The sequence below is a fragment of the Asanoa siamensis genome, assembly GCF_016862555.1.
Lineage (GTDB): Bacteria > Actinomycetota > Actinomycetes > Mycobacteriales > Micromonosporaceae > Asanoa > Asanoa siamensis.
The window spans coordinates 1-21455 of sequence record NZ_BONE01000067.1 but is presented as its reverse complement, the minus strand read 5'-3'; the positions used below and the strand labels follow the sequence as shown (position 1 = coordinate 21455).

The window sequence follows — 21455 nt, the reverse complement described above, 5'->3', positions numbered from 1 at the left end:
GGCCGCGCTCAGGCGCCCTTCTCCGCCAGGCGGCGGATGGCCGAGGCGGCCGCGCCGCGGGCCCAGTCCTCGAAGGTGTGTGGGCGGGTGACGATCTCGCAGCGGCCCGCCGCGCCGAAGGCGTGCTCCTCGAACGCGGCGCGCAGGTGGGTCTCGAAGAGGTCGAAGTTGCTGACCGCCTCGCCGCCGATGATGACGAGCTGCGGGCCCGTCAGGTTGACCAGCGTCGCGATCGCCGTGCCGATGACCGTCGCCGCGTGTTCGAAGGTGTGGACCGCGATCGGGTCGCGTTCGTGGGCCAACTCGACGATCTCACCGATCGTCAGGTCGTGGCCGTGGCCGCGGGAGACCGCGGCGACGATCGCCGGCGTGGCCGCGACCGCCTCGACGCAGCCGCGGCGGCCGCACGGGCACAGGTGCTCCGGGGACGTCAGGGGGAGGTGGCCGATCTCGCCCGCCACGCCGTAGGCGCCCTCGACGACGTCGCCGTTGATGTGCAGGCCGCTGCCGATGCCGCGGCCGATCGTGACGATCGCGAACAGGTCGGTGCCGACGCCCACGCCGAACCAGTGCTCGCCGACCGTCAGCGCGCGGACGTCGTTCTCCACCAGGACGTCGCGGCCCAGGCGGTCCGTGAGGATCGTGGCGAGCGGCACGTCGGTCCAGCCCATGATGGCCGACTCGCGGACCACGCCGCGGTGCGTGTCGACGTCGCCGGAGACGCTGACGCCCACCGCGCACAACCGCGGGGCCAGCGGGCCGAGCGCGTCCACCAGCGTCGCCGTGCAGGCCTCGATCGCGTCGGCCACCGACGACACGCTCGTCGTCTTCAGCGGGCGGCGGTCGACGGCGAGGACGCTCGTCGTCAGGTCGGTGGCCACGCCCACGATCTCGTCGGCGTTCACCTTGACGCCGATCGAGACCAGCGCGTCGGCGACCACCATGAGCGGGTTGGCCGGCCGGCCCGGTTGCCCGTCGCGCGGCAGCGACAGCTCGTCGGAGACGAGGCCCACCTCGAGCAGCGGGCCGACCGCCTTCGTGACCGCCGCCTGGGACAGGCCCAGCAGCCGGGCGATGTCGATCCGGCTGATCGGGCCCCGGGTGAGGATGGCCCGGAAGACGTCGGCCGCTGCCGCGGACGCTCCCTCGAGGAGCGCGATGGCGGCGGCTGCATCATGCATTGCTGGGGTTTCCTATCGGGTCGACGCCGGCGGGAGTCGCAGATGGACGATACGGCAGCCCGTGTGCCGGGGCGAGCGACCTGCCCGCCCCGGCACCGGTGACACCGCTACTTCTTGGCGAGGATCTCCTGCGTCTTCGCGGCCATCTCCGGGAACACGGCCTTGTCGCGCTCACCGCTGAAGTACGCCTCGAACAGCGGCTGGATCGTGTCGACGATCTCCTGGCCGTTGACGGTCGGCGGGGCCGGGTACAGCTCGCCGTTGTTCAGCGCCGTGACGAAGCCCGACAGGTCGAGGCCCTGCGCCTTCTGGGCGTCCACCGCGACCTGGAGCGACTTCGCGATCGACGGGAGGAAGGTGGCGTCCGCGCCGGCCGCGGACTGGCAGGCCTCCGAACCCATGTAGGTGACCCACTTCCACGTCGAGTCGAGGTTCTTCGTACCCGCGTAGATGTTGTTCGCGTTCGAGTTGCTGATCATCGAGCGGCCCTGCGGTCCCTTGACCGTCGGCGCGACGCCGACCTTGACGCCCGGGATCTTCGTCATCGAGGTCGCGTCCCAGGTGCCGCCCTGCACCATCGCCACGGTGCCCGAGCCGATCTGCTGGCTGCCGGCCACGGTCAGCTGGCCGAACTTCGGCATCAGGCCGCGGTCGCCGAGGCTCTTGATGTATTCCAGGGTCTTGACGAAGTTCGGGTCGTCGTAGGGGAACTTCGACGGCCACGCCGGCTTGTCGCCGAGCCGCCAGCCGGTCGTGGAGACGAACGGGTTCCACGAGGTCTGGCCGTTGAAGTCGCCGGAGGCCAGGCTGCCGATGCCGTACGTGGCGACCTTCGTCCTGTCGAACCCGGGCTCGTCGCCGCGCTTGCCGTTCTTGTCGACGGTGAGCTTGGCGACGATGTCGTCGAACGTGCCGCCGTCGTCGGGGTTCCAGGTCATGTCCCGGATCTGCTCCGCGGTGACGCCGGCGTCCTTCGCCTTGTCCTCGTTGAAGTAGATGGCGGCGCCGGCCCAGTCCAGCGGGATGCCGTACTGCTTCCCGTCGGTGAACTTCCAGGACTCCACACCGATGTCGAAGACCGACAGGTCGTAGTCGGTCTTCTTGATCTGGTCGTCCAGAGCCATGATCTGCTTCTGGCCCGCGTACGCGCCGAGTAGCGGCACGCTGTTCTGGAACGCGTCCGGCGCGGAGCCCGAGACGAAGCCGGCGGTCAGCTTCGTGAAGTAGTCGTCGACGGCGTACTGCGAGATCGTCACCGTGATGCCCGGGTTGGCCTGTTCGAAGCCCGGCAGGCACTTCTTGTACGAGGCGGCCTGCCGCTCGTCCCACGTCCACCAGTTGACGGTCTTGCCGCCGGCCTCGCCGCCGCCGCTGTCGCTGTCGTTGCCACAGGCGGACAGCGCCGCGGTCGCCGTGAGCGCGAGCGCGACCGCCGCCACGATCTTCTTCGGATTCATCGGATCCTCACTGTCGGTTTCTACGGGGGTGTGGTGGGTGTCCAGGACCCGCCCGAGGGCAGGTGGTATCCACATCGGACGCTCGGCGGCCGATGTCAGGGGCGGAATGGGTCAGCCGATCAGCGAGGCCTCGCCGCCGGCCGGGATGTCGAGTTCGGACAGTCGGCCGTCGTGTGCCACGACGACGTGGTGTGGCGCGCCGCGGACGTCGCGCAGGACCGCGCTCGCCACGGCACCGTCGACCCAGGACAGGTCGACCTCGAGCCCGCCGCGGACCCGCAGGCCGGTCACCCGGCCGTGCGGCCACTGCGGCGGCAGTGCGGGCAGCAGCTCGACGCGGCCGCGGTGGCTCTGCACGAGCAGCTCGGCGATCGCCGCCGTGAAGCCGTAGTTGCCGTCGAGCTGGACAGGTGGGTGCGTGCTGAACAGGTTCGGCAGGAGCCCGCCCCATTCGGATCCGTCGACCGGGGAGTGCTCGCGGTGGTCGCGGTCGAAGGGGGTCATGGCCTCCAGCAGCAGGGCGCGTGCCTCGGTGGCGTCGCCCAACCGCGCCCGCAATGCGATCTTCCAGGCCCAGGACCAGCCCATCGCGCCAGGCCCGCGGCCGTCGAGGAACCGACGGGCGGCGTCGGCCAACTCCGGTGTGTCGACGAGGTCCAGCGGATAGAGGGCGACGAGGGGCGACAGGTGCCGGTGGTGCGGGTCCTCGTCCGCCACGTCGGTCGACCACTCCCGCAGCCGCCCGTCGGCGCCGACCGTCAACGCGGGCAGGCGGTCCAGCGCGGCGGCCAGGTCCGCGTCGAGCGGGTCGTCGAGCCCGAGGTCCGCGATGGCGGTGCGGGCGCGGGCGAACAGGGCCCGGATCAGCGCGATGTCCGCGGTGGCGGAGACGGTGAGCGCCTCGGGTCGCCCGTCCGGGCCTACGTACAGGTTCTCGGGCGAGGTCGACGGGATCGTGCGCAGCCCGCCGGTCGTGGGATCGGCCACGAGCCAGTCCAGGCAGAACAGCGCGGCGCCGCGCAGCAGCGGCCACACCGTGTCGCCGAGCAGCCGGCGGTCGCCGGAGAACTCGTACGCGTCCCAGAGGTTGTGGACGAGCCAGACGCCGCCGAGCTGCCAGATCGCCCAGCTCGGCGCGCCGTGGCCCAGGCCGACGGGCAGGCTCCAGCCCCAGAGGTCGCTGTTGTGGTGCGCGACCCAGCCGCGCGCGCCGTAGAGCCGGGCGGCCACGTCGGGCCCGGTGCGGGCGAGCCGCCGGACGAGCGCGGCCAACGGCTCGCCCGGGTCGGAAAGTCCGACCACCGGCGCCGGCCAGTAGTTCATCTGCGTGTTGATGTTGATGGTGTAGTTCGACGACCACGGCGGCCGCAGTTCCTGGTTCCAGATGCCCTGCAGGTTGGCGGCCGGGCCGCCCGCGCGGGACGAGGCGCCGAGCAGATAACGGCCGTACTCCGCGACCACGGTCGCGCGCAGGCCTTCATCCGTCCCCCGCAGGACGTCGCGGGCGACGTCCCAGGTGCCGGCTCGCCGGCCGCCGATCGCGAACCGCGCTCCCGTGACGTGGTCACGGATGTCCGCCAGATGCGCGGCGAACAGCTCGTCCGTCGACCGCCCGAGGGCGGCCCGCGCGGTCGAGCGCGCGCGTTCCCGGATCTCCTCCCGCGAGGAGGTCCGCCAGTCGTCGCCGTCCGGGTCGTCCCACCACAAGCCGGCCCGGCTCGACGTCGACAGGGCGATCAGCAGCCGGCTCGCCCCACGGACCCGCAGCAGGTCGCCGTCCCGACCGTGCGTTCCGTCGCTGTGCACCGCGAGCGCCGCGGTGGCGAAGTGGTCGAAGCCGTCGTCCGCGTAGCGATGCGCCGGCTCCACACCGGGCTCGTGCAGGGGTGCGCCGTCGGCCGGCGCGACCACGTCGAGCGTGATCCCCGCACCGTCGACCTCCCGCCCGACCGCGCGCAGCGGCGTCGACAGCGCGACGTCGACATCGAGGACCGGCCCGTCGGCGGTGTACTCGACGACCAGGCACCCGGCCGGCGCCGAGACGAAGGTACGCCGCGTGGCGCGGGTCCCCTCGACGTCGAGCCGCTCGGTCACGTGCGACTCGTCGAGGTCCAGGACCCGGGCCGGCGCGCCGCGCACGCCGCGGGTGTCCAGCACGAGGTCGACGAACGGGAGGAACTCCTGGGAGTACGGCCCTTCGAACGTCATGAGCAGTGCCTCGGCCCGCCGGAGGTCGGCGCCGTCGATCGCCGCCCGCACCTCCGCCAGCCGCGCCGGACCGGCACCCGCCGCCAGCACCGCGTCCAGGGCCTGCGCCGGCCCGGCCGGGTGGCCCGACCAGAGCGTCGCGTCGTTGACCTGGATCCGCGCCCGGGCACCGCCGAACACCATCGCGCCGATGCGGCCGTTGCCGAGCGGGACGGCCTCGACCCAGTCGGTCGCGGGCGCCGCCCAGGACAGGCGCAGGTTCCCGGTCGTCACTTGATCCCCGAGAAGCCGATGGAGTTGACGATCCGCTTGCCGAACGCCATGAACAGCACCAGCATCGGCAGCGCGGCGACGAGCGTGGCGGCCATCAGGCCCGCCCAGTCGGGCTGGGCCTGCGGCGAGGACTGCTTGAACACGGCCAGCGCCAGCGTCAACGGCTGCACCGAGTCGTCGCTCGTGGCCAGCAGCGGCCAGAAGTAGTCGTTCCACATGCCGATGAAGCCCAGAATGGACAGTGTCACGATCGGCCCGCTCGTCATCGGCAGCGTGATGCCGAACAGCACCCGCAGCTTGCCGGCGCCGTCGAGCAGCGCGGCCTCCTCGATCTCCGTCGACAGGCCCAGCATGAACTGGCGGAGGAAGAAGATGTTGAAGGCGGAGAAGAGGGCGCCGGGCAGGATCAGGCCCGCGTACGTGTTGAGCAGCCCGAGCTCCTTCACCAGCACGAAGTTCGGCAGCAGCGTGAGGATGCCGGGCACCATCAGCGCGGTGAGGAACAGGCTGAACATGAAGTCCCGGCCGCGCCAGTGCAGGCGGGCGAAGGCGTACGCGGCGAGGGTCGAGAAGAAGACGATGAGGCCGGTCGAGACCGATGCGTACACGATGGAGTTGACCAGATAGTGGCCCAGTGAGATGGACGCGCCCGAGCCGCCCTCGGCGATCGACTGCTCGGTCGTGGCCAGACCCAGCACGCGCTGGAACGGTCCCCAGGTGAAGCCGACCGGCAGGATCGAGGCGGGGTTCGCGCTCAGGGCGTAGTTGTCGGACAGCGCGGTCCGCAGGATCCAGTAGAACGGGAAGATCGTCACGAACAGCACAGCGACGAGGTAGGTCCAGGCGGCGGTGCGGCCGATGCGCAACGTGCGACGGCGCGGCGTCATGCGTTGGTGTCCGATTCGTTGGCCCGCAGCAGGCGCATCTGCAGGAAGGTGATGGCTATCAGGATCACGAAGAGCGACAGCGACATCGCGGCCGCGTACCCGAAGTCGAACTGCCCGAACGCCTTGCTGTAGATGTACATCTGCAGCACGTTGGAGGCGTTGGCCGGGCCGCCCTTGGTGGTCACCTGGACGATGTCGAAGACCTGGAACGCGCCGATGACGTTGAGGACGACCACGAGCGCGAGGATCGGGCGCAGCAGCGGCAACGTGAGCCGCTGGAACATCTTCAGCTCGCTCGCGCCGTCGACCCGGCCCGCCTCGTAGATGGTCGGCGGGATCGTCTGCAGCCCGGCGAAGATGATGATGGACGTGTAGCCCATCTGCTTCCAGACGCTGATCAGCGCGATCGACGGGATCGCCCAGCCGCGCGAGGTCAGGAACTGGATGCCGTCGCCGCCGAGCGCCTTGATGACGATGTTGACGATGCCGAGCTGGGTGTCGAGCATCCAGGACCAGACGGTGCCGGCGACGACCGCGGAGATGAGGAACGGCAGGATGATCAGGCCGCGGATCACCGTCGAGGAGGTCAGCCGGTGCAGCACCGCGGCCGTGACGATGGAGACCACGAGGCTGATGCTCACCGACAACACGACGAAGTAGACGGTCACACCGAGCGCCGACCAGAAGACCTCGTCGTGCAGCAGGTGCGTGTAGTTGTCGAGGCCGATCCACTCGGGCGGGCTCAGCACGGCGAAGTCGGTGAAGCTCAGGTAGATGCCGCGCACGGTCGGATAGGCCGCGAAGACCAGGAACCCGATCAGCGCCGGCGCGATGAGCACCCAGGCGAGCCGGGCGTCGCCGCGATGGGCCGGCGAGGTGAAGCCGGCCGCACGGCGCCGCCGGACCGCTTCGCGCGGTGGCCGCTGCTCGCGTGCCGTTGTTTCCAGGACCGCCATTGGTCTGCCTGCTTCCGCATGTTCCGGCCGTTGCCCGGCGCTTGCCGCGCCAGACTAAACATGGTTTATTTACGCCGTCAAGTAACCCTGTCGTAACGTCTGCGGAGGCTGTTGCACATGCAATCCGGCGCGAACGCCGTCATCGCCCTGCGTGCCGGAGGAGCGGCCTTCGTCGTCGAGATCCGCGAACCGGTGCCCGCGGTGCTGCACTGGGGCGCGGACCTCGACGCCCCCGCGGACGACCTCCGGCGCACCGCCGGGCCGGCCGTCCTCAACAACTCGCCCGACTCGCCGCGGGTGTTCTCCGTCTGGCCGACTGAGCGCGACGGCTGGTCCGGGACGCCCGCGCAGAGCGGAAACTTCGCCGGGTACGGCACGACGCCGCGCCCGGTGCTGGCCGGCCACCGGGTCGACGTGCCGGACGACGGGGTCGGCGGGCGGCTCGAGCTGAGCTTCACCGACGGCGGGCTGCGCGGCACGGTCGTCTACGAGCTGGACCGGTTCGGCGTGCTGGCCGTCTCGCTCAGCGTCGGGAACTCGGCCGACCGTCCGTACACACTGGATGGTCTGCTGGCCCTGCTGCCCGTGCCCGACCGGGCCGTCGAGCTGGTCGACTTCACCGGGAAGTGGTGCCGCGAGCGGGCTCCGCAGCGCGCGCCGTTCGGGTTCGGGACCCACCTGCGGGCGACCCGGCGCGGCAAGCCGGGCCACGACTCCCCGTACCTGCTGATGGCGGGAACCTCGGGCTTCGGCTTCGGGCACGGCGAGATCTGGGCGGCACACCTGGCGTGGAGCGGCGAGCAGCGCTATCTCGCCGAGCGGCTGCCGGAGGGCGCGGGGGCGTTCGCGGCTCTGGTCGGCGCCGGCGAGTCGCTGCGCTCGGGCGAGGTGATCCTGGCTCCGGGCGAGCGATACGACGCGCCGCCGGTGCTGTTCGTCTGGTCCGGCGAGGGCACGGACGGTGTCGCGGACCGCCTGCATCGGCGGCTGCGGGCCCGTCCCGGCCATCCGGTCACCGCCCGGCCGCTCGTCCTCAACACCTGGGAGGCCGTCTACTTCGACCACGACCTGGATCGGCTGACCGCGCTGGTCGAGCGGGCCGCGTCCGTCGGGGTCGAGCGGATCGTGCTGGACGACGGCTGGTTCCGCGGGCGCCGGGCGGCCGACGCCGGGCTCGGCGACTGGTTCGTCGACGCGGACGTCTGGCCGGACGGGCTCGAACCGTTCGTCAAGGTGGTGCGGGCGCACGGGATGCAGTTCGGGCTCTGGTTCGAGCCGGAGATGGTGAACCTCGACTCGGAGCTGGCCCGAGCGCATCCCGACTGGATCCTGGGTCCGGCGGACGGTCTGGGGCCGAGCGCGCGGCGGCAGTACGTGCTCGACATCGCGCGCCCCGACGCGTACGCGTATCTGCTGTCGCGGCTCGACGCCCTGGTGGCCGCCCACGGGGTCGACCACCTGAAGTGGGACCACAACCGGGACCTGCTGGAGGCGGTGAGCCGGCCGTCCGGGCGGCCTGGGGTGCGCCGGCAGACGCTCGCGCTCTACCGGCTGCTCGACGAGTTGCGCGCCCGCCACCCCGGCCTGGAGATCGAGACGTGCTCCGGCGGTGGCGGCCGGGTCGACTTCGGCATCCTGGACCGCACCGACCGGGTGTGGGCCTCGGACTGCAACGACCCGGTGGAGCGGGCGCAGATCGAGCGGTGGACGCGGGTGCTCGTACCCCCGGAGCTGATCGGTTCCCACCTCGGTGCCGCCCGGTCGCACACCACGTCCCGGACGACGGACCTGTCGTTCCGGCTCGCCGTGTCGCTGACCGCGCACGCGGGCATCGAGCAGGATCTGACCGCCGCGTCTCCGGCCGACCTCGCCATCATCGCGGCGTGGTCGGCCTTGTACCGCGAGTTCCGGCCGTTGCTGCACACCGGGCGGGTGGTGAACGCGGACCTGGCGGACGACGCGGTCGCGTTGTACGGCACGGTGGCGCGGGACGGGTCGCGGGCGCTGTTCACCTGGCTGCGCTTCCGGACCTCACCCGCCGGGCAGACGGGCCGGGTCCGCTTCCCGGGGCTGGATCCGGCGGCGCGCTACCGGGTCGTGGTCCGCACGGAACTGGGCGCGGCGAGCCGGCATCAGGCCGACGACCCGGACTGGGTGGCGCACGCGCCGATCGAGCTGTCGGGGGCGGTGCTGGCGGTGGCCGGGGTGCCGCTGCCGACGCTGAACCCGCAACAGGCAATGCTGTTCGACATCGAGAGGACCTCATGACCACCATCGTTTTCGCCGGCGACAGCATCACGGACTGCGAGCGGCGCACGGACCCGGCCGGCCTGGGCGACGGGTACGTGCGGCGCCTGGCGTCGGCCCTGGGCCCGGAGGTCCGGGTCGTCAACCGCGGGATCAGCGGCAACACGGCCGGCGACCTGCGGGCCCGGTGGACGACCGACGTGCTGGCGGAGCGCCCGTCGCTGGTGAGCGTGCTGGTGGGCATCAACGAGACGTGGCGGCGGTACGACAGCGGCACGGTCACGACGGAGGCGGCGTTCGAGGAGAACTACCGCGCGCTGCTGGACCCGCTGGCCGGCGTACCGCTGGTGCTGATCGAGCCGTTCCTGCTGCCGATCGACGCGGAGCAGGTGACCTGGCGCGCGGACCTGGACCCGAAGCTGGCGGTGGTCCGCACGCTGGCGGCGGAGTACGGCGCCGTGCTCGTGCCGGCGGACGCGGCGCTGGCCGCGGCGGGCACGCCGGCCGAGATCGCCCCTGACGGCGTGCACCCGAGCGCCCGCGGCCACGACGTCCTCGCGGCCCTGTGGCTGGAACACGCGGAGGCGCACCTGCCGGCCTAGAACCGTTGCCCGGCCTCGTATGCTCGGTGGCCATGATCTTCGACGTCGTGGCCGGGCTGGGGCAGCTCGACACCAGGGACGACGCGTGGCGGTTCGTCCGGGCGTTCGCGGCCGCGTGGGCCACGCCCGTCGACGCGGCCGACGACGTCACCGACGCGGAGCTCGACGCGGTCGAGGAGCGGTTGGGGGTGCGGCTGCCGGAGGCGGTGCGGGAGGGCTACCGGCTGGTGGGGCGGCATCGCCACCTGACGAGCCGGCATGACGACCTGTACGAGCTGGACGAGCTGGAGTACGACCGCGGCGACGGGATGCTGGAGTTCCGGTGCACCCACCAGGGCGACGGCGTTCTTCTCCGCGCGGCTGCGGCCGTGGAGCGACGACCCGCCGGTGTTCGTGGGCACCCGCCCGTACGCGGATCGCTTCTCGCTCAGCCTGGTGGACCTCGTGCTGTTGGAGAACATCGAGGCCGGTGAGCGCACCGACTGCCGCCGGGTCAACGACTACGACGGCGACCTGCTGGCCGGGTTCACGCCGCTCGACCGGCTGCTGCCGCCACAGCCGTGGACCGCGGTGTGGCACGCGAGCCGCGACATCCTGTTGAAGCGCCACGGCGACTTCTTCATGATCTCAGCCCGCACCGACGAGGCACTCGCCGAGTTCCGCGTCGCCCACCCCGGCGAGTGGCTCGGAGACCGGGCCGAGTAGGGGCTCCGGCGCCATCATCGGGTCGAGCCGCAGGGTGCCCCACGCCGTCAGGCCGCCGGCGGGCGGCAGCGGACCAGGGCGACGTCGCCGTCGATCCGGATGCTGCCGGCGTCGTGGGGGACCAGCACGGTGGTGCCTTGGCGCAGGTCGACCGACGAGTCCGTGCCCCAGGTCAGCCGGCCGGTGCCGGACAGGACGACGACGATCGAGAAGCCGGGCTCCCACGTGGACGGTCCACTGTGGTGATCGGCCCGGAAGAAGCTGTCCGCGTACGCCGGGAAGATGTGTCGGTCGTCGATCCTGCCCCTGATCTCCTCGAGCGTCCCGGCCGGCACCGCCTCGTGGCGGACGCAGGGGAGGGCCGCGGCGAAGCCGATGCCGAGGTGGCCGTCGCGCGGGCCGTCGATCGCGAAACCGTCGTATTCCAGCAGCAGCGACAGGTCGGCCGCCTGCTGCAGCTCCAGGAGGAGGATGCCGGGGCCGATCGCGTGCGGGTAGCCGGCCGGGACGTACACCGTGTCGCCCGCCGTCACCTCGATGTCGTGGAGCGCGCCCAGCATCGTCTCGCGGTCCTGGGTCTCGACCCACGACGCCAGTGTCGACGGCGGTACGTCTTCCCGGAAGCCGAGGTGGACCTTCGCGCCCGGCTCGGCGTCGAGGATGATCCAGGACTCGGTCTTGCCGTTGCGGCAACCGAGATGCGACTGGGCGAACGCGTCGTCGGGGTGCGCGTGCACGGGCAGCCGTTCGCCCGCGTCGAGCAGCTTGACGAGCAGCGCGGGTTTGGCCCCGAAACGGGCGACATGCGCGGCACCGAGCCAGCGCACCGGATCCTCGGCCAGCGCGGCCCGCAGGAACCGGCCGTCCGGCAGCACCGTCAACCCGACCTCGTCGAAGCCGGCCACCGTCGTGGCGGAGCCCACCCAGTCCTCGGGCACGTGGTCGCCGGCCGGCGCGGTGCCGCGGAAGGCGGCGATCCGGTCACCGCCGAGATAGAACCGGTCGGCGGGTTGGTTGGCGGGCAGGACGACGACGCTCATGACGTTCTCCTCCGGGAGACGGGGGCTGTCGGTGATCATCAGGGTGCGCGGCGCAGGGCGTCAACCACCAGCTCCACCTGCGCGGCCACCGGGAGCGCGGCGTCGACGGGCACGTGGTCGACCTGGGGCGGGCCGAAATCGACCCGCTCGAGGAAGGCCGCGACGTCCGCGATCTTGTCGCGGTCCCGGTCGGCAGCGCGCGCGATGATCCGCGCGCGCACGAGCTCCGGCGACGCACGCAGCCACACGAGCACGGGCCGGCCACGCCCGACAACCGCACCGACCGGACCCGCCGCCTCGACCCCACCCACGTCGGCGGTCCGGTCTGCGGCGATGCTCGCGGCGTCGGGCCCGAACGCGGCGGCGACTCCGCCCGCGGTGGTAAGCCGCTCCGCGGCGGCCGCGAAAGCGGCCGGCGACCGACGTTCGCGGGTGAACGGCGCCACGAGCACCACGGCGTTGCCGATCGCGAGGTTGTCCGCCGCGGCGTCGAACACGGTCGCATAACGGGCCTCCCGGCTCACGCCCGCGAGCCGCGGGTCGTCCAGGTCCGTGGCGCCGACCAGTTCCGCGACCACCGCGGTCAGCGCTCCCGTCAGCACGTCCAGGTCGAGCAGCGTCGCACCGAGGTGAGCCGCCAACGCCCGTGCCAGTGCGGTCTTGCCGCTTGCCGGCGGGCCGCCGACGAGCACAGCGAGCGGTGGCACGCGCGCACCTCCTCCCCGGAACGACATCCGGTGACGAAACGGTCACTCTCGATGTCGCGTACCGCGGCCATGGAAACGATCCAGTCACGAAACGTCCGCGAAAACTCTTCGTCATCTTGACAGTCATGAAGGTCCGTGCACATAGTTCGGGCACCGCTGTGACATCGATTACCTCGTCTGCTGACAACGATTACCCGATGCGCGTAGAGGGGACCCGATCAGTGCTGATCGCGACGCCCAACCTGTGTCTGGACAGGACACAGCTCGTCCCGGAACTCGTTCTGGGCGGCGTGATGCGCGCCCGGTCCGTCGAGGTCACGGCCGGTGGCAAGGGCGTCAACATCGCGCGCGTCGCCCGGGCACACGGACGCCCCGCGACCGTCGTCGGGCTCGTCGCCGACAACGACCGCGCGCGGCTCCTGCGGCTGCTCGCCGACGAGGGCGCCGACGTCGTCGACGTGCCGATGCCCGGCGACACCCGCAACGCGGTCATCATGATCGAGCAGGGCGGGCGCACCACGATCGTCAACGAGCAAGGGTCCACGATCGACGCCGGGACCTGGGGAAGATACCGCGACGCCGTCGCGCGCAGTCTCGACAGCAGCCGGACCCGGACCCTGGCCTGCTCCGGCAGCCTCCCGCCGGGCGCACCCGAGGACGGCTACGGCCAGCTCGTCGCGCTCGCCCACGAGGCCGGCGTGCTCGCCCTCGTCGACTCCGCGCCGGGCGCCCTGCGCGCCAGCCTCGCCAGCGGACCCGACCTGGTCAAGCCCAACCTCCAGGAGGCGGAGGCGGCGATCACCGGCGCCTCCGGCCTGTTGCTCACCGACGCCGACAGCGACGTCCGCGAGCGCGCCATGGACGCCGCCGCCACGCTCTGCCGGCTCGGGGCCCGCAACGCCGCCGTCACGGCCGGCGCGCACGGCGTCGCGCTCGCGGAGACCGGCGCCGGGCGGATCCGCTGGTTCCCCGCGGTCAAGGTCGACGTGGTCAGCGCCGTCGGCGCCGGCGACTCGTTCCTCGCCGGCGTGCTGCTCGCGCTCGAGACGCGGGAGGCGTGGGGCGCCGCGGTGCGGCGCGGGTCCGCCACCGCCAGCGCCTCCTGCGAGCACCTGCTCGCCGGCGGCGTCGACCCGCGCCGCGCCGCCGAGCTGCTGGCGCTCGTCGAGCGCCAGCCCGTGACAGAGAAGCCGATGCCATGACCGACCGGCTCGCGCGCTCGGCACGCCAGCAACGCGCCCGGCTGCGGGACGTCGCGGAGGCGGCGGGTACGAGCACCAAGACGGCGTCCCGCGTCATCAACGGCGACGACCGGGTGGCCGCGGAGACCCGGGCGCGGGTCGAGCAGGCCGTCCTCGACCTCGGCTACCGGCCCGACCCGCTCGCCCGGTCGCTGCGCCGCGGCCTAGACGAGACCATCGGCGTCGTCGTCGACGAGGTCGGCGACCCGTTCTTCGCCAGCGTGATCGGCGAGATCGAGCGGATGGCGATCGACCGCGACGTCTCGGTCATCATCGCCAGCACCCGGCGCCGCGAGGAGCGCGAGCGGATCGTCCTCGACGGTCTCTACCAACGCCGGGTCGCGGGCCTCATCATCGCGTCCATCTCGGACAACCACGCCTACCTGCGGCACTCGAGCTGCCCGCTGGTCTTCATCGACCGTGCCGCCGAGGACCTGGCCGCCGACGCGGTGGTGGTCGACGACCGCGGTGGCGCCCGGATGGCGGTCGAGCACCTGCTGCGCCACGGGCACCGGCGGATCGCCTACATCGGCGACCGGCTGAGCACGGCGACCGCCCGCCACCGCCTCCTGGGTTATCGGGACGCCCTCGACGGGGCCGGCATCGCGGCCGACGACGCGCTGGTCGCCGAGGTCGAGCCGGCCGACGGCGACGCGGGGGTGGCGGCGGAGGAACTGCTGCGGCTGCCCGCGCCGCCGACGGCGATCTTCAGTGCCAACACCCGCTGCTCACTGGGTACGCTGCCGACGCTGCACCGGCTGCGCCGTACCGACCTCGGGTTCGTCTCGTTCGGTGACTTCGCGATGGCCGACACGCTGACGCCCGCGATCACCATCGTCGACCACTCGCCCGAGGCGATCGGCCGGCTCGCCGCGGAACGGCTGTTCAGCCGCCTCGCCGGCGACGAGCCACCCGTCGAGACCATCTTCGCCCCGCTGCGGATCGTCGCGCGCGGCAGCGGCGAGCTCGCGCCCGACCGGCCGCGGCCATGACCGAGCTCGTCGCCGGGGTCGACCTCGGCACCACCGACACCAAGGCCGTGCTGACCCGGCCCGACGGCGAGACCGTCGCCTTCGCCCGCACCGCGACGAGCTGGACGACGACCGCCGACGGCCGGCTGGAGACGACGGGCGCCGCACTGGCGGGCGACGTGCTGCGTACCCTCGAAGACGCGGTCGCGGTCGCCGAGAGCACCCTCGGGCCCGTCCGGGTGACCGGGATCGGCCTGGCCGGTCTCGCCGAGAGCGGCGTCGTGCTCGACACTCGGGGCCGGGAGACCTCACCCGTCATCGCCTGGTTCGACGAGCGCGGCGCCGCCGAGCTGGCCGCGCAGGGCGCGGCGTTCGTCAAGGAGTTCCCGCGCCGCACGGGCCTGCCGCTGGGCACACAGTGGAGCCTGCCGAAGCTGCTGTGGATGCGCGGCGCCGGGATCAGCATCGACCACACGTCGCGCTGGCTCAACATGCCCGAGTACGTGGCGTACGCGCTCACCGGCGCGCTCGTCAGCGAGCCGTCCCTGGCCTCCCGTACCGGGCTGCTGGACCAGTCGACCGGCCGGCCCTGGCCGGAGGCGCTGGACCGGATCGGGGCCGGTGCCGCATTCCTGCCGGAGACGCGCGTCGCCGGGCAGCCGGCCGGGCACGTGACCAGCGGAAGCACGGCGATCCGCGGGGCCGCGGTCACCGTCGCCGGCCACGACCACCCGGTCGCGGCGATCGGCGCCGGTGCCACCGGACCGCAGGACCTGTTCAACTCGTGCGGCACGGCCGAGGTGCTGCTGCGCTCGGTGCCCCGGATCCTGACCGACGACGAGCGCGCCACCCTGGTCGGCCTCGGCATCGACGCGGGCCGGCACGTGCTGCCGGACCACGCCGTGCTCATCGGCGGCATGCGCTCGGGCCTCGTGATGCGCCGGGTGCTCGCCCTGATCGGCGCCCAGGACGCGGACCGCCGGGCCGCGCTCGACGACGGGTGGAGCCCCGGCGCGGGCGACGGCGTCACGATCCTGCCGGCCGCCCCGCACGACAACGACGTGACCATCCGGATCCGTGACGGCGCCGGCCCCGACCAGCTCTGGGCGGCCACCCTCGCGTACCTCGGCGAGCAGACCGCGGCCCTGCTGGCCGCCGTCAACTCCGTGGTCGGTGAGCACCGCACGGCCGTCGCGGCCGGGGGCTGGACCCGGATGGCCAGCGTACGGCGCGCGAAGGCCGAGGTGATCCCGCGACTGCGGATCTCCGCCCTCGAACAACCGGGCGTGCGCGGTGCGGCGATGTTCGCCGCCCGGGCCGCCTACGACGTCCCGTTCGACAAGGTGACGCGGCAGTTCCACGACACCGCGGAAAGGACCACACATGACGGACCGAAATAGCGGTCTGGCCGCGATCGCGGACGCCGACGGCGTCTTCTCGATCGTGGCGATGGACCAGCGCAACACGTTGCGCCGCATGTTCGCCGCCGTCGGGCAGCCGGACGCGGGCGACGCCGACCTGCGCCAGGCGAAGATCGACGTCGCGGCCGCCCTGACGCCACTGGCCAGCGGCATCCTGCTCGACCCCACGTGGGGCGTGCCCGCGACGACCGAGGCGGGCGCCCGGGCCGGGAGGTGCGGCCTGCTCGTCGCGGCCGAGCCGGCGGACCGGGGCAACTACAACGGCGAGCCGCGTACGCATCGCGACCCGAAGCAGGACGCCGCGTGGGTGCGGGCCCAGGGCGGCGACGCGGTGAAGTTCCTCGTGCAACTCCGCCCCGGCCGGCCGGTGGGCGACGGCCCGGACATCGCCGCCGAGGTGCTCGACATCGTCCGCGCCGTGGCGGCCGACTGCAGGGAAGCCGGCATCCCGTCGGTCGTGGAGAACCTCGTCTACGCGCTGCCGGGTGAGGAACTGACCGCGCAACAGCGGGAGGACCTGATCGTGGAGGCCGCGGTCCAGATCGCGGACACCGGCGTCGACCTGGTGAAGATCGAGTACCCGGGCTCGGCCGAGGGCTGCCGCCGCGTCGCCGACACGGTCAAGGCGCCGTGGGCCGTGCTCTCGGCGGGCGTGGGCTTCGAGGAGTTCCAGACCGTCCTGCGGGTCTCCTGCGACGAGGGCGGCGCGTCCGGCTTCATCGCGGGCCGCTCGATCTGGAAGGAGGCGATCGGCCTGGCGGGCCCGGCGCGGCGGGAGTTCCTCGACACCGTCGCCCGCCCGCGCCTGCAGACCTGCCTGGACACCGTGGCGGGCCGGGCCCGGCCCTGGACGGAGGTGGCGGGATGAGCGCGGTGCTCGAGGCCCGTGGCATCACCAAGCACTATGGACACGTCGAGGCGTTGGCCGACGCCAACTTCGACGTGCAGGCCGGCGAGGTGGTCGCGCTGATCGGCGACAACGGTGCCGGCAAGAGCACGCTGGTCCGGATCCTCTCCGGCGCGGAGCCGGCGGACTCGGGCGAGATCCTGTTCGACGGCAGGCCGGTCCACCTGAGCTCGCCGACCGATGCCCGCGCGCTCGGCATGGAGACGGTGTTCCAGGACCTGGCCCTCGCGCCGCACCTGTCGCCGGTGCAGAACATGTACCTCGGCCGCGAGGTCATGCGGAACGGCCTGCTCGGCAAGCTGGGTTTCATGGACGCGAAGTCCATGCGGGACGGCAGCCGCGCGGCCTTCGACCGCCTCGGCGCGACCGTCCGCAACCTGAACGGCCCGGTGGGCTCGATGTCGGGCGGCCAGCGGCAGGGCATCGCGGTCGCCCGCGCCGCCGCCTGGGCGCAGAAGGTCATCTTCCTGGACGAGCCGACCGCCGCGCTCGGCGTGGTGCAGACCCAGAACGTGCTGGAACTGGTCCGCCGGGTCAGCGGTGAGGGCATCGGCGTGGTGTTCATCAGCCACTCCATGCCCCACGTGATGGAGGTGGCCGACCGCATCCAGGTGATGTGGCGCGGCCGCCGCGTGGCCACCTACAACAAGGCCGACACCTCGATGGAACAACTCGTGTCGGCGATGACCGGCGCGTTGGCGCAGGAGGCGTCATGAGTGCGACGCAGACGACACCGACCGTGGCCACCGAGGACGCGCCGGCCAGCCGCCTCTCCCGGATCTCCCGCCTGCAGGCGCTGCAGATCCTGATCCTGCTGGTCGTCACGATCGCGGTGTTCACGGCGCTACGCCCCGACACGTTCCTCACCGGGTTCAACATCCGGGGCATCGTGCAGAACACCGCCATCTACGCCGTACTCGGCGTGGGTATGACGTTCGTCATCATCACCGGCGGCATCGACCTGTCGGTCGGCAGCGTGCTGGTGTTCAGCGGCGTCGTGGCCGACAAGGTGATGGTCTGGTACGGCGGGCAGGGCTGGGCCACCGTCCTGGTTGGACTCGTCGCCGCCCTCGCCTCGGGCCTGGCCTGGGGTCTGGTCAACGGCGTGCTGGTGGCCAAGGCCAAGGTGCCACCCCTCGTGGTGACACTCGGCTCGCTGAGCGCGGCGCTGGGCTTCGCGCAGATCATCACGAAGGGCCTCGACCTGCGGGACGCGCCGCAGGCGCTGGTCAACGACATCGGATTCGGCAACATCGTCGGCCAGGTGCCGACCATCGCGGTCGTCGCGGCGGTGGTCGTCGTCTTCGGCATCGTGCTGCTGCACCGCACCCGGTTCGGCCTCTACACCTACGCCATCGGGTCCAACGCCGAGGCCGGCCGCCGGTCCGGCGTCAAGGTCGAACGACACCTGATCAAGGTGTACGCGTTCGCGGGGCTGCTCGCCGGTTTCGCCGGCCTGCTCAACCTCGGCTTCTTCCAGTCGACGACGATCGGCGGCCAGAGCAACACGCCGCTGAACGTCATCGCCGGTGTCGCGATCGGCGGCACCAGCCTGTTCGGTGGCATCGGTTCCGTGTTCGGCACCGTCATCGGACTGTTCATCCCGATCGTGCTGCAGAACGGTTTCATCCAGGTCGGCGTGCAGCCGTTCTGGCAGCAGGTCGTCGTCGGCGCGGTGCTCGTCGCCGTCGTCTACGTCGACCAGCTCCGTCGTGCCGCGGCTCTGCGCGGCACGTCACCACGCCTGCCATTCCTGTCCCGAGCAGGAGGAGCGGGAAGCGCATCGAGAAAGGGATCAGCATGAAGCGCAAGTCAACCGTCATAGTCGCCGTGTTGGCCGCCGTCGCGCTCGGCGCGGCCGCCTGTGGTTCCGACAGCGACGGCGGCTCGAACGCCGGTGGTGGGTCGGACGGCTACGAGCTGGCGTTCGTCCAGGGCGTCGCCGGCGACGCGTTCTACATCACCATGGAGTGCGGCATCAAGGAGGAGGCGGCCAAGCAGGGCGCCACCGTCACCGTCCAGGGTGCACAGAAGTTCGACCCGACGCTGCAGACCCCGGTGCTGCAGTCGGTGATCGCCTCCAAGCCCGACGCGATCCTGATCGCGCCGACCGACGTGGCGGCGATGCAGCAGCCGATCGCCCAGGCCAAGGCCCAGGGCATCAAGATCGTGCTGGTCGACACCACGCTCAACGACCCGTCGGTCGCGGTCTCGGCGATCTCGTCGGACAACAGCGCGGGCGGCAAGGCGGCGTTCGAGGCGATCCAGAAGCTGGCCCCCAACGGCGGCAAGGTGCTCGGCGTGGGCGTGCAGCCCGGCATCAGCACCACCGACGCCCGCGACAAGGGCTTCGCCGACGCCGCCAAGGCCGACTCGAAGTTCACCTACCTGGGCGTGCAGTACTCGCAGAACGACCCGGCGAAGGCCGCCTCGATCGTCTCCGCCGCGCTGCAGAAGGACCCCGACATCGTCGGCATCTTCGCCTCGAACCTGTTCTCGGCGCAGGGCTCGGCGACCGGCATCCGTCAGGCCGGCAAGCAGGGCCAGGTCAACGTCGTCGGCTTCGACGCGGGCCCGGAGCAGATCAAGGCGCTGCAGGACGGCACCGTCCAGGCGCTGATCGCCCAGCAGCCGGGCGACATCGGCGTGCAGGGCGTCCAGCAGGCCGTCAAGGCCCTGAAGGGCGAGGCCAACGAGGCCAACATCCAGACGGGCTCGACCATCATCACCAAGGACACCATCGACAGCCCCGAGGGCAAGGCGGCCGCCTACAAGGCGAGCTGCTGACCCGTACGACAAACCGGCCCGGCATCCCGCACGCGCGGGATGCCGGGCCGTCCCTCATCGCCCGTACACGCTGACGTGTCGCCTGCTGTCCTTTGTGAACGGCGAGCGGTCCCAGTCGGTGTAGCGGGCCGTCAGGCGCAGGCCGGCCAACCGGGCCATCAGGTCGAGCTCGCTCGGCCAGCAGTAGCGCAGCAGCAGCGGGCGCAGCGTCGTGCGCCCCGTGGCGTCGATGGTCACCCGCTGGTAGGTCACCGTCTGCGCGACCGGGTCGTGCAGCTCGTACTCCATCCGGACCTCGTCCTCGGTCAGCGCGCGGGTGTTGACCCGCTGCCCGTTGGTGAACACGGTCAGGTCCTGGACGAACGCCTCGACGACGAAGCGGCCGCCGGGGGCCAGCACCCGGGCCACGTTGCGGAAGCAATCGATCTGTCGCTCCTGCGTGGGCAGGTTGAACAGCGTGTTGTAGACCAGATAGGCCAGGTCGTACGGGCCGTCGAGGCCGGCGAGGTCGGCCATGTCACCGACCACGGTGTGGATGCCCACGCCGCCCGGCTTGGTGCGCATGCGCTCGACCATGGCCGCGGACCCCTCGATGCCGTCGACCGTGACGCCGCGGGCGGCCAGCGGGACGGCCACGCGCCCGGTGCCGACGGCCAGTTCCAGCGCTCGCCCACCGGCCGGCACGAGACCGGCCAGGAAGTCGACGGCGGGCGTGGGATCGAGCTCGTTGTGCCCGTCGTACTCGTGGGCGTAGCGGTCTCCGAAGAACGCGGGGTCGCCGAATCTGCTCATGACACCCAGCCAACCAGCGACCCCGCCGCTCGCAAACCTATTTGCCGACGGCGATGTCGATGACCGGAGTCCGGAACCCGCCGATCAGGTCGGCCCGGCCGGTCAGCAGGGAGATCCGGTAGAACCGCTGCCGGCCGTCGACGGTCAGCGCCGCGTACGCCGTGTTGCCGCGCGCGATGTCGAATCCGGCGTCGCCGGCCGCGTCGACGCCGAGGCCACCGGTCGGGGCGAGCGTCCCCTGGTTGGCCGGCGACTGCAGCACGATCTGGTCCGTCATGGTGTTCAGGTCGAACAGCGTCGTGGCGGTCGCGGCGTGGAGGTCGTTGTTCGTGTACGCCGCCGCCGTCACGCCGGTCGCGGCCGCGGTCGCCGGCGGCACAGTCAGCATCGTGTCCGTGGCCGTCCTGCCGGCCGCCGGGGCGCCCGCCGGGTCGTCGACGTTGTGGCGCAGGTTCTGGCCGGTGTCACTGACGACCCGCAGCCGGTTGGCGGCGGGGTTGAAGTCGACACCGAAGCGCGTGCCGGCCAGCGGCACGGTGAGCCGCGAGACCCGGGTGGCCCGCGCGGTCGACGTGTTCAGCGTGTAGACGCCGCCTTTGTCGCCGATGCCGTACAGCTTGCCGTCCTGCACCCGGACGTCGATGCCGACCACCGCTTGTCGGTGGTCAGGCCCTTGACCGCGCCGATCCGGCGGGCGTCGCCGGGCTTGTCGGCCCGGAAGCTCACCAGGTCACCGCCGCGGGTGAGCCCGACGACCCGCGGCACCTGATCCGAGTTGCCCACGAGCACGGCATCGGCCGGCGCCGGCCCGGGCCGCATGGCATCGATGGCGAGCGCGCCCACCGCGACCGCACCCGCGGCGGCCAGGCCGCCGGCAATCCACTTGGTACGCATCCGATCCTCCACTCAGGTCATACCGTCCCGGACGGGTCGGCACATAGCTGATTCGGAGCACCCGGGTACGTGGGCTGGGTCGGGGGCGGTGCCGATTTCCGACACCGCGGGCGGCGCAGGGTCTCGCTGGTGAGCGGCGGAACGGCCCGCCACCCCGGGACTCGGGGTGGCGGGCCGCC

General features: G+C 72.1%; 21 protein-coding genes. 11 read left to right on the top strand and 10 right to left on the bottom strand.

Annotated elements, in window-relative coordinates:
- Positions 1–8 precede the first annotated feature (8 nt).
- The 5 genes from Asi02nite_RS30965 to Asi02nite_RS30945 form a co-directional block, all read right to left on the bottom strand.
- A complete protein-coding gene (locus tag Asi02nite_RS30965; RefSeq protein ID WP_203717544.1) occupies positions 9–1181 on the bottom strand; it encodes an ROK family transcriptional regulator in 1173 nt (390 codons plus the stop codon).
- Positions 1182–1288: 107 nt separating this feature from the next.
- Positions 1289–2638 carry an ABC transporter substrate-binding protein gene (locus Asi02nite_RS30960; RefSeq protein WP_203717543.1) on the bottom strand — a complete coding sequence of 450 codons (1350 nt, stop codon included), beginning with the start codon at positions 2636–2638 and terminating at the stop codon, positions 1289–1291.
- A 111-nt stretch (positions 2639–2749) separates the two neighbouring features.
- Positions 2750–5119 (bottom strand): glycosyl hydrolase family 95 catalytic domain-containing protein, encoded by a 2370-nt coding sequence (locus Asi02nite_RS30955; protein ID WP_203717542.1) that lies wholly within the window; start codon positions 5117–5119, stop codon positions 2750–2752.
- Entirely contained in the window at positions 5116–6006 is an 891-nt protein-coding gene (locus Asi02nite_RS30950) for a carbohydrate ABC transporter permease (RefSeq protein ID WP_203717541.1), read from the bottom strand. The genes Asi02nite_RS30955 and Asi02nite_RS30950 overlap by 4 nt, the downstream gene beginning before the upstream one ends.
- Entirely contained in the window at positions 6003–6962 is a 960-nt protein-coding gene (locus Asi02nite_RS30945; protein ID WP_203717540.1) for a carbohydrate ABC transporter permease, read from the bottom strand. The genes Asi02nite_RS30950 and Asi02nite_RS30945 overlap by 4 nt, the downstream gene beginning before the upstream one ends.
- Positions 6963–7079: 117 nt before the next feature.
- Between Asi02nite_RS30945 and Asi02nite_RS30940 the strand changes: the two genes are divergently transcribed.
- Genes Asi02nite_RS30940 through Asi02nite_RS30925 form a run of 4 tightly spaced genes read left to right on the top strand, consistent with a single transcriptional unit; the run spans position 7080 to position 10516 of the window.
- Positions 7080–9230, top strand: a complete 2151-nt coding sequence (locus Asi02nite_RS30940) for an alpha-galactosidase (RefSeq protein ID WP_203717539.1) — start codon at positions 7080–7082, stop codon at positions 9228–9230.
- Positions 9227–9811 (top strand): SGNH/GDSL hydrolase family protein, encoded by a 585-nt coding sequence (locus Asi02nite_RS30935; RefSeq protein WP_203717538.1) that lies wholly within the window; start codon positions 9227–9229, stop codon positions 9809–9811. The genes Asi02nite_RS30940 and Asi02nite_RS30935 overlap by 4 nt, the downstream gene beginning before the upstream one ends.
- 32 nt (positions 9812–9843) lie before the next feature.
- Positions 9844–10284 (top strand): SMI1/KNR4 family protein, encoded by a 441-nt coding sequence (locus Asi02nite_RS30930; protein ID WP_203717537.1) that lies wholly within the window; start codon positions 9844–9846, stop codon positions 10282–10284.
- The gene (locus Asi02nite_RS30925) at positions 10247–10516 is read left to right on the top strand and encodes a hypothetical protein (RefSeq protein ID WP_203717536.1); all 270 of its coding nucleotides are present in this window, start codon (positions 10247–10249) and stop codon (positions 10514–10516) included. Before Asi02nite_RS30930 ends, Asi02nite_RS30925 begins: the two co-directional genes overlap by 38 nt.
- A gap of 47 nt (positions 10517–10563) precedes the next feature.
- On the opposite strand, the gene Asi02nite_RS30920 is transcribed toward Asi02nite_RS30925, so the two are convergent.
- Both Asi02nite_RS30920 and Asi02nite_RS30915 read right to left on the bottom strand, forming a co-directional pair.
- Complete coding sequence (locus tag Asi02nite_RS30920; protein WP_203717535.1) at positions 10564–11556, bottom strand: class I mannose-6-phosphate isomerase; 993 nt, start codon at positions 11554–11556, stop codon at positions 10564–10566.
- Between the two features lie 38 nt (positions 11557–11594).
- Positions 11595–12263 carry an AAA family ATPase gene (locus Asi02nite_RS30915; protein WP_203717534.1) on the bottom strand — a complete coding sequence of 223 codons (669 nt, stop codon included), beginning with the start codon at positions 12261–12263 and terminating at the stop codon, positions 11595–11597.
- A 197-nt stretch (positions 12264–12460) separates the two neighbouring features.
- On the opposite strand from Asi02nite_RS30915, the gene Asi02nite_RS30910 reads away from it, so the two are divergent.
- Genes Asi02nite_RS30910 through Asi02nite_RS30880 form a run of 7 tightly spaced genes read left to right on the top strand, consistent with a single transcriptional unit; the run spans position 12461 to position 19590 of the window.
- Positions 12461–13465, top strand: coding sequence for a 1-phosphofructokinase family hexose kinase (locus Asi02nite_RS30910; RefSeq protein WP_203717533.1), 1005 nt, complete (start codon positions 12461–12463; stop codon positions 13463–13465).
- On the top strand, positions 13462–14496 hold the full coding sequence (locus tag Asi02nite_RS30905; RefSeq protein WP_203717532.1) for a LacI family DNA-binding transcriptional regulator: 1035 nt from the start codon (positions 13462–13464) through the stop codon (positions 14494–14496). Before Asi02nite_RS30910 ends, Asi02nite_RS30905 begins: the two co-directional genes overlap by 4 nt.
- Positions 14493–15875, top strand: coding sequence for an FGGY-family carbohydrate kinase (locus Asi02nite_RS30900; protein WP_203717531.1), 1383 nt, complete (start codon positions 14493–14495; stop codon positions 15873–15875). The genes Asi02nite_RS30905 and Asi02nite_RS30900 overlap by 4 nt, the downstream gene beginning before the upstream one ends.
- A complete protein-coding gene (locus tag Asi02nite_RS30895; RefSeq protein ID WP_203717530.1) occupies positions 15859–16764 on the top strand; it encodes a hypothetical protein in 906 nt (301 codons plus the stop codon). The genes Asi02nite_RS30900 and Asi02nite_RS30895 overlap by 17 nt, the downstream gene beginning before the upstream one ends.
- A complete protein-coding gene (locus Asi02nite_RS30890; protein ID WP_203717529.1) occupies positions 16761–17519 on the top strand; it encodes an ATP-binding cassette domain-containing protein in 759 nt (252 codons plus the stop codon). The genes Asi02nite_RS30895 and Asi02nite_RS30890 overlap by 4 nt, the downstream gene beginning before the upstream one ends.
- Positions 17516–18607 (top strand): ABC transporter permease, encoded by a 1092-nt coding sequence (locus tag Asi02nite_RS30885; RefSeq protein WP_203717528.1) that lies wholly within the window; start codon positions 17516–17518, stop codon positions 18605–18607. The genes Asi02nite_RS30890 and Asi02nite_RS30885 overlap by 4 nt, the downstream gene beginning before the upstream one ends.
- Positions 18604–19590 carry an ABC transporter substrate-binding protein gene (locus Asi02nite_RS30880; RefSeq protein WP_203717527.1) on the top strand — a complete coding sequence of 329 codons (987 nt, stop codon included), beginning with the start codon at positions 18604–18606 and terminating at the stop codon, positions 19588–19590. The genes Asi02nite_RS30885 and Asi02nite_RS30880 overlap by 4 nt, the downstream gene beginning before the upstream one ends.
- A gap of 54 nt (positions 19591–19644) precedes the next feature.
- Here Asi02nite_RS30880 and Asi02nite_RS30875 read toward each other — a convergent pair whose 3' ends face one another.
- The 3 genes from Asi02nite_RS30875 to Asi02nite_RS30865 are packed head-to-tail and all read right to left on the bottom strand — an operon-like array spanning position 19645 to position 21276.
- Complete coding sequence (locus Asi02nite_RS30875) at positions 19645–20382, bottom strand: class I SAM-dependent methyltransferase (protein ID WP_203717526.1); 738 nt, start codon at positions 20380–20382, stop codon at positions 19645–19647.
- Between the two features lie 37 nt (positions 20383–20419).
- Positions 20420–21034: a DUF4394 domain-containing protein gene (locus Asi02nite_RS30870; RefSeq protein ID WP_239127280.1), complete on the bottom strand. Its 615-nt coding sequence runs from the start codon at positions 21032–21034 to the stop codon at positions 20420–20422.
- The gene (locus Asi02nite_RS30865; protein WP_203717525.1) at positions 20959–21276 is read right to left on the bottom strand and encodes a hypothetical protein; all 318 of its coding nucleotides are present in this window, start codon (positions 21274–21276) and stop codon (positions 20959–20961) included. Before Asi02nite_RS30865 ends, Asi02nite_RS30870 begins: the two co-directional genes overlap by 76 nt.
- Positions 21277–21455 lie beyond the last annotated feature (179 nt).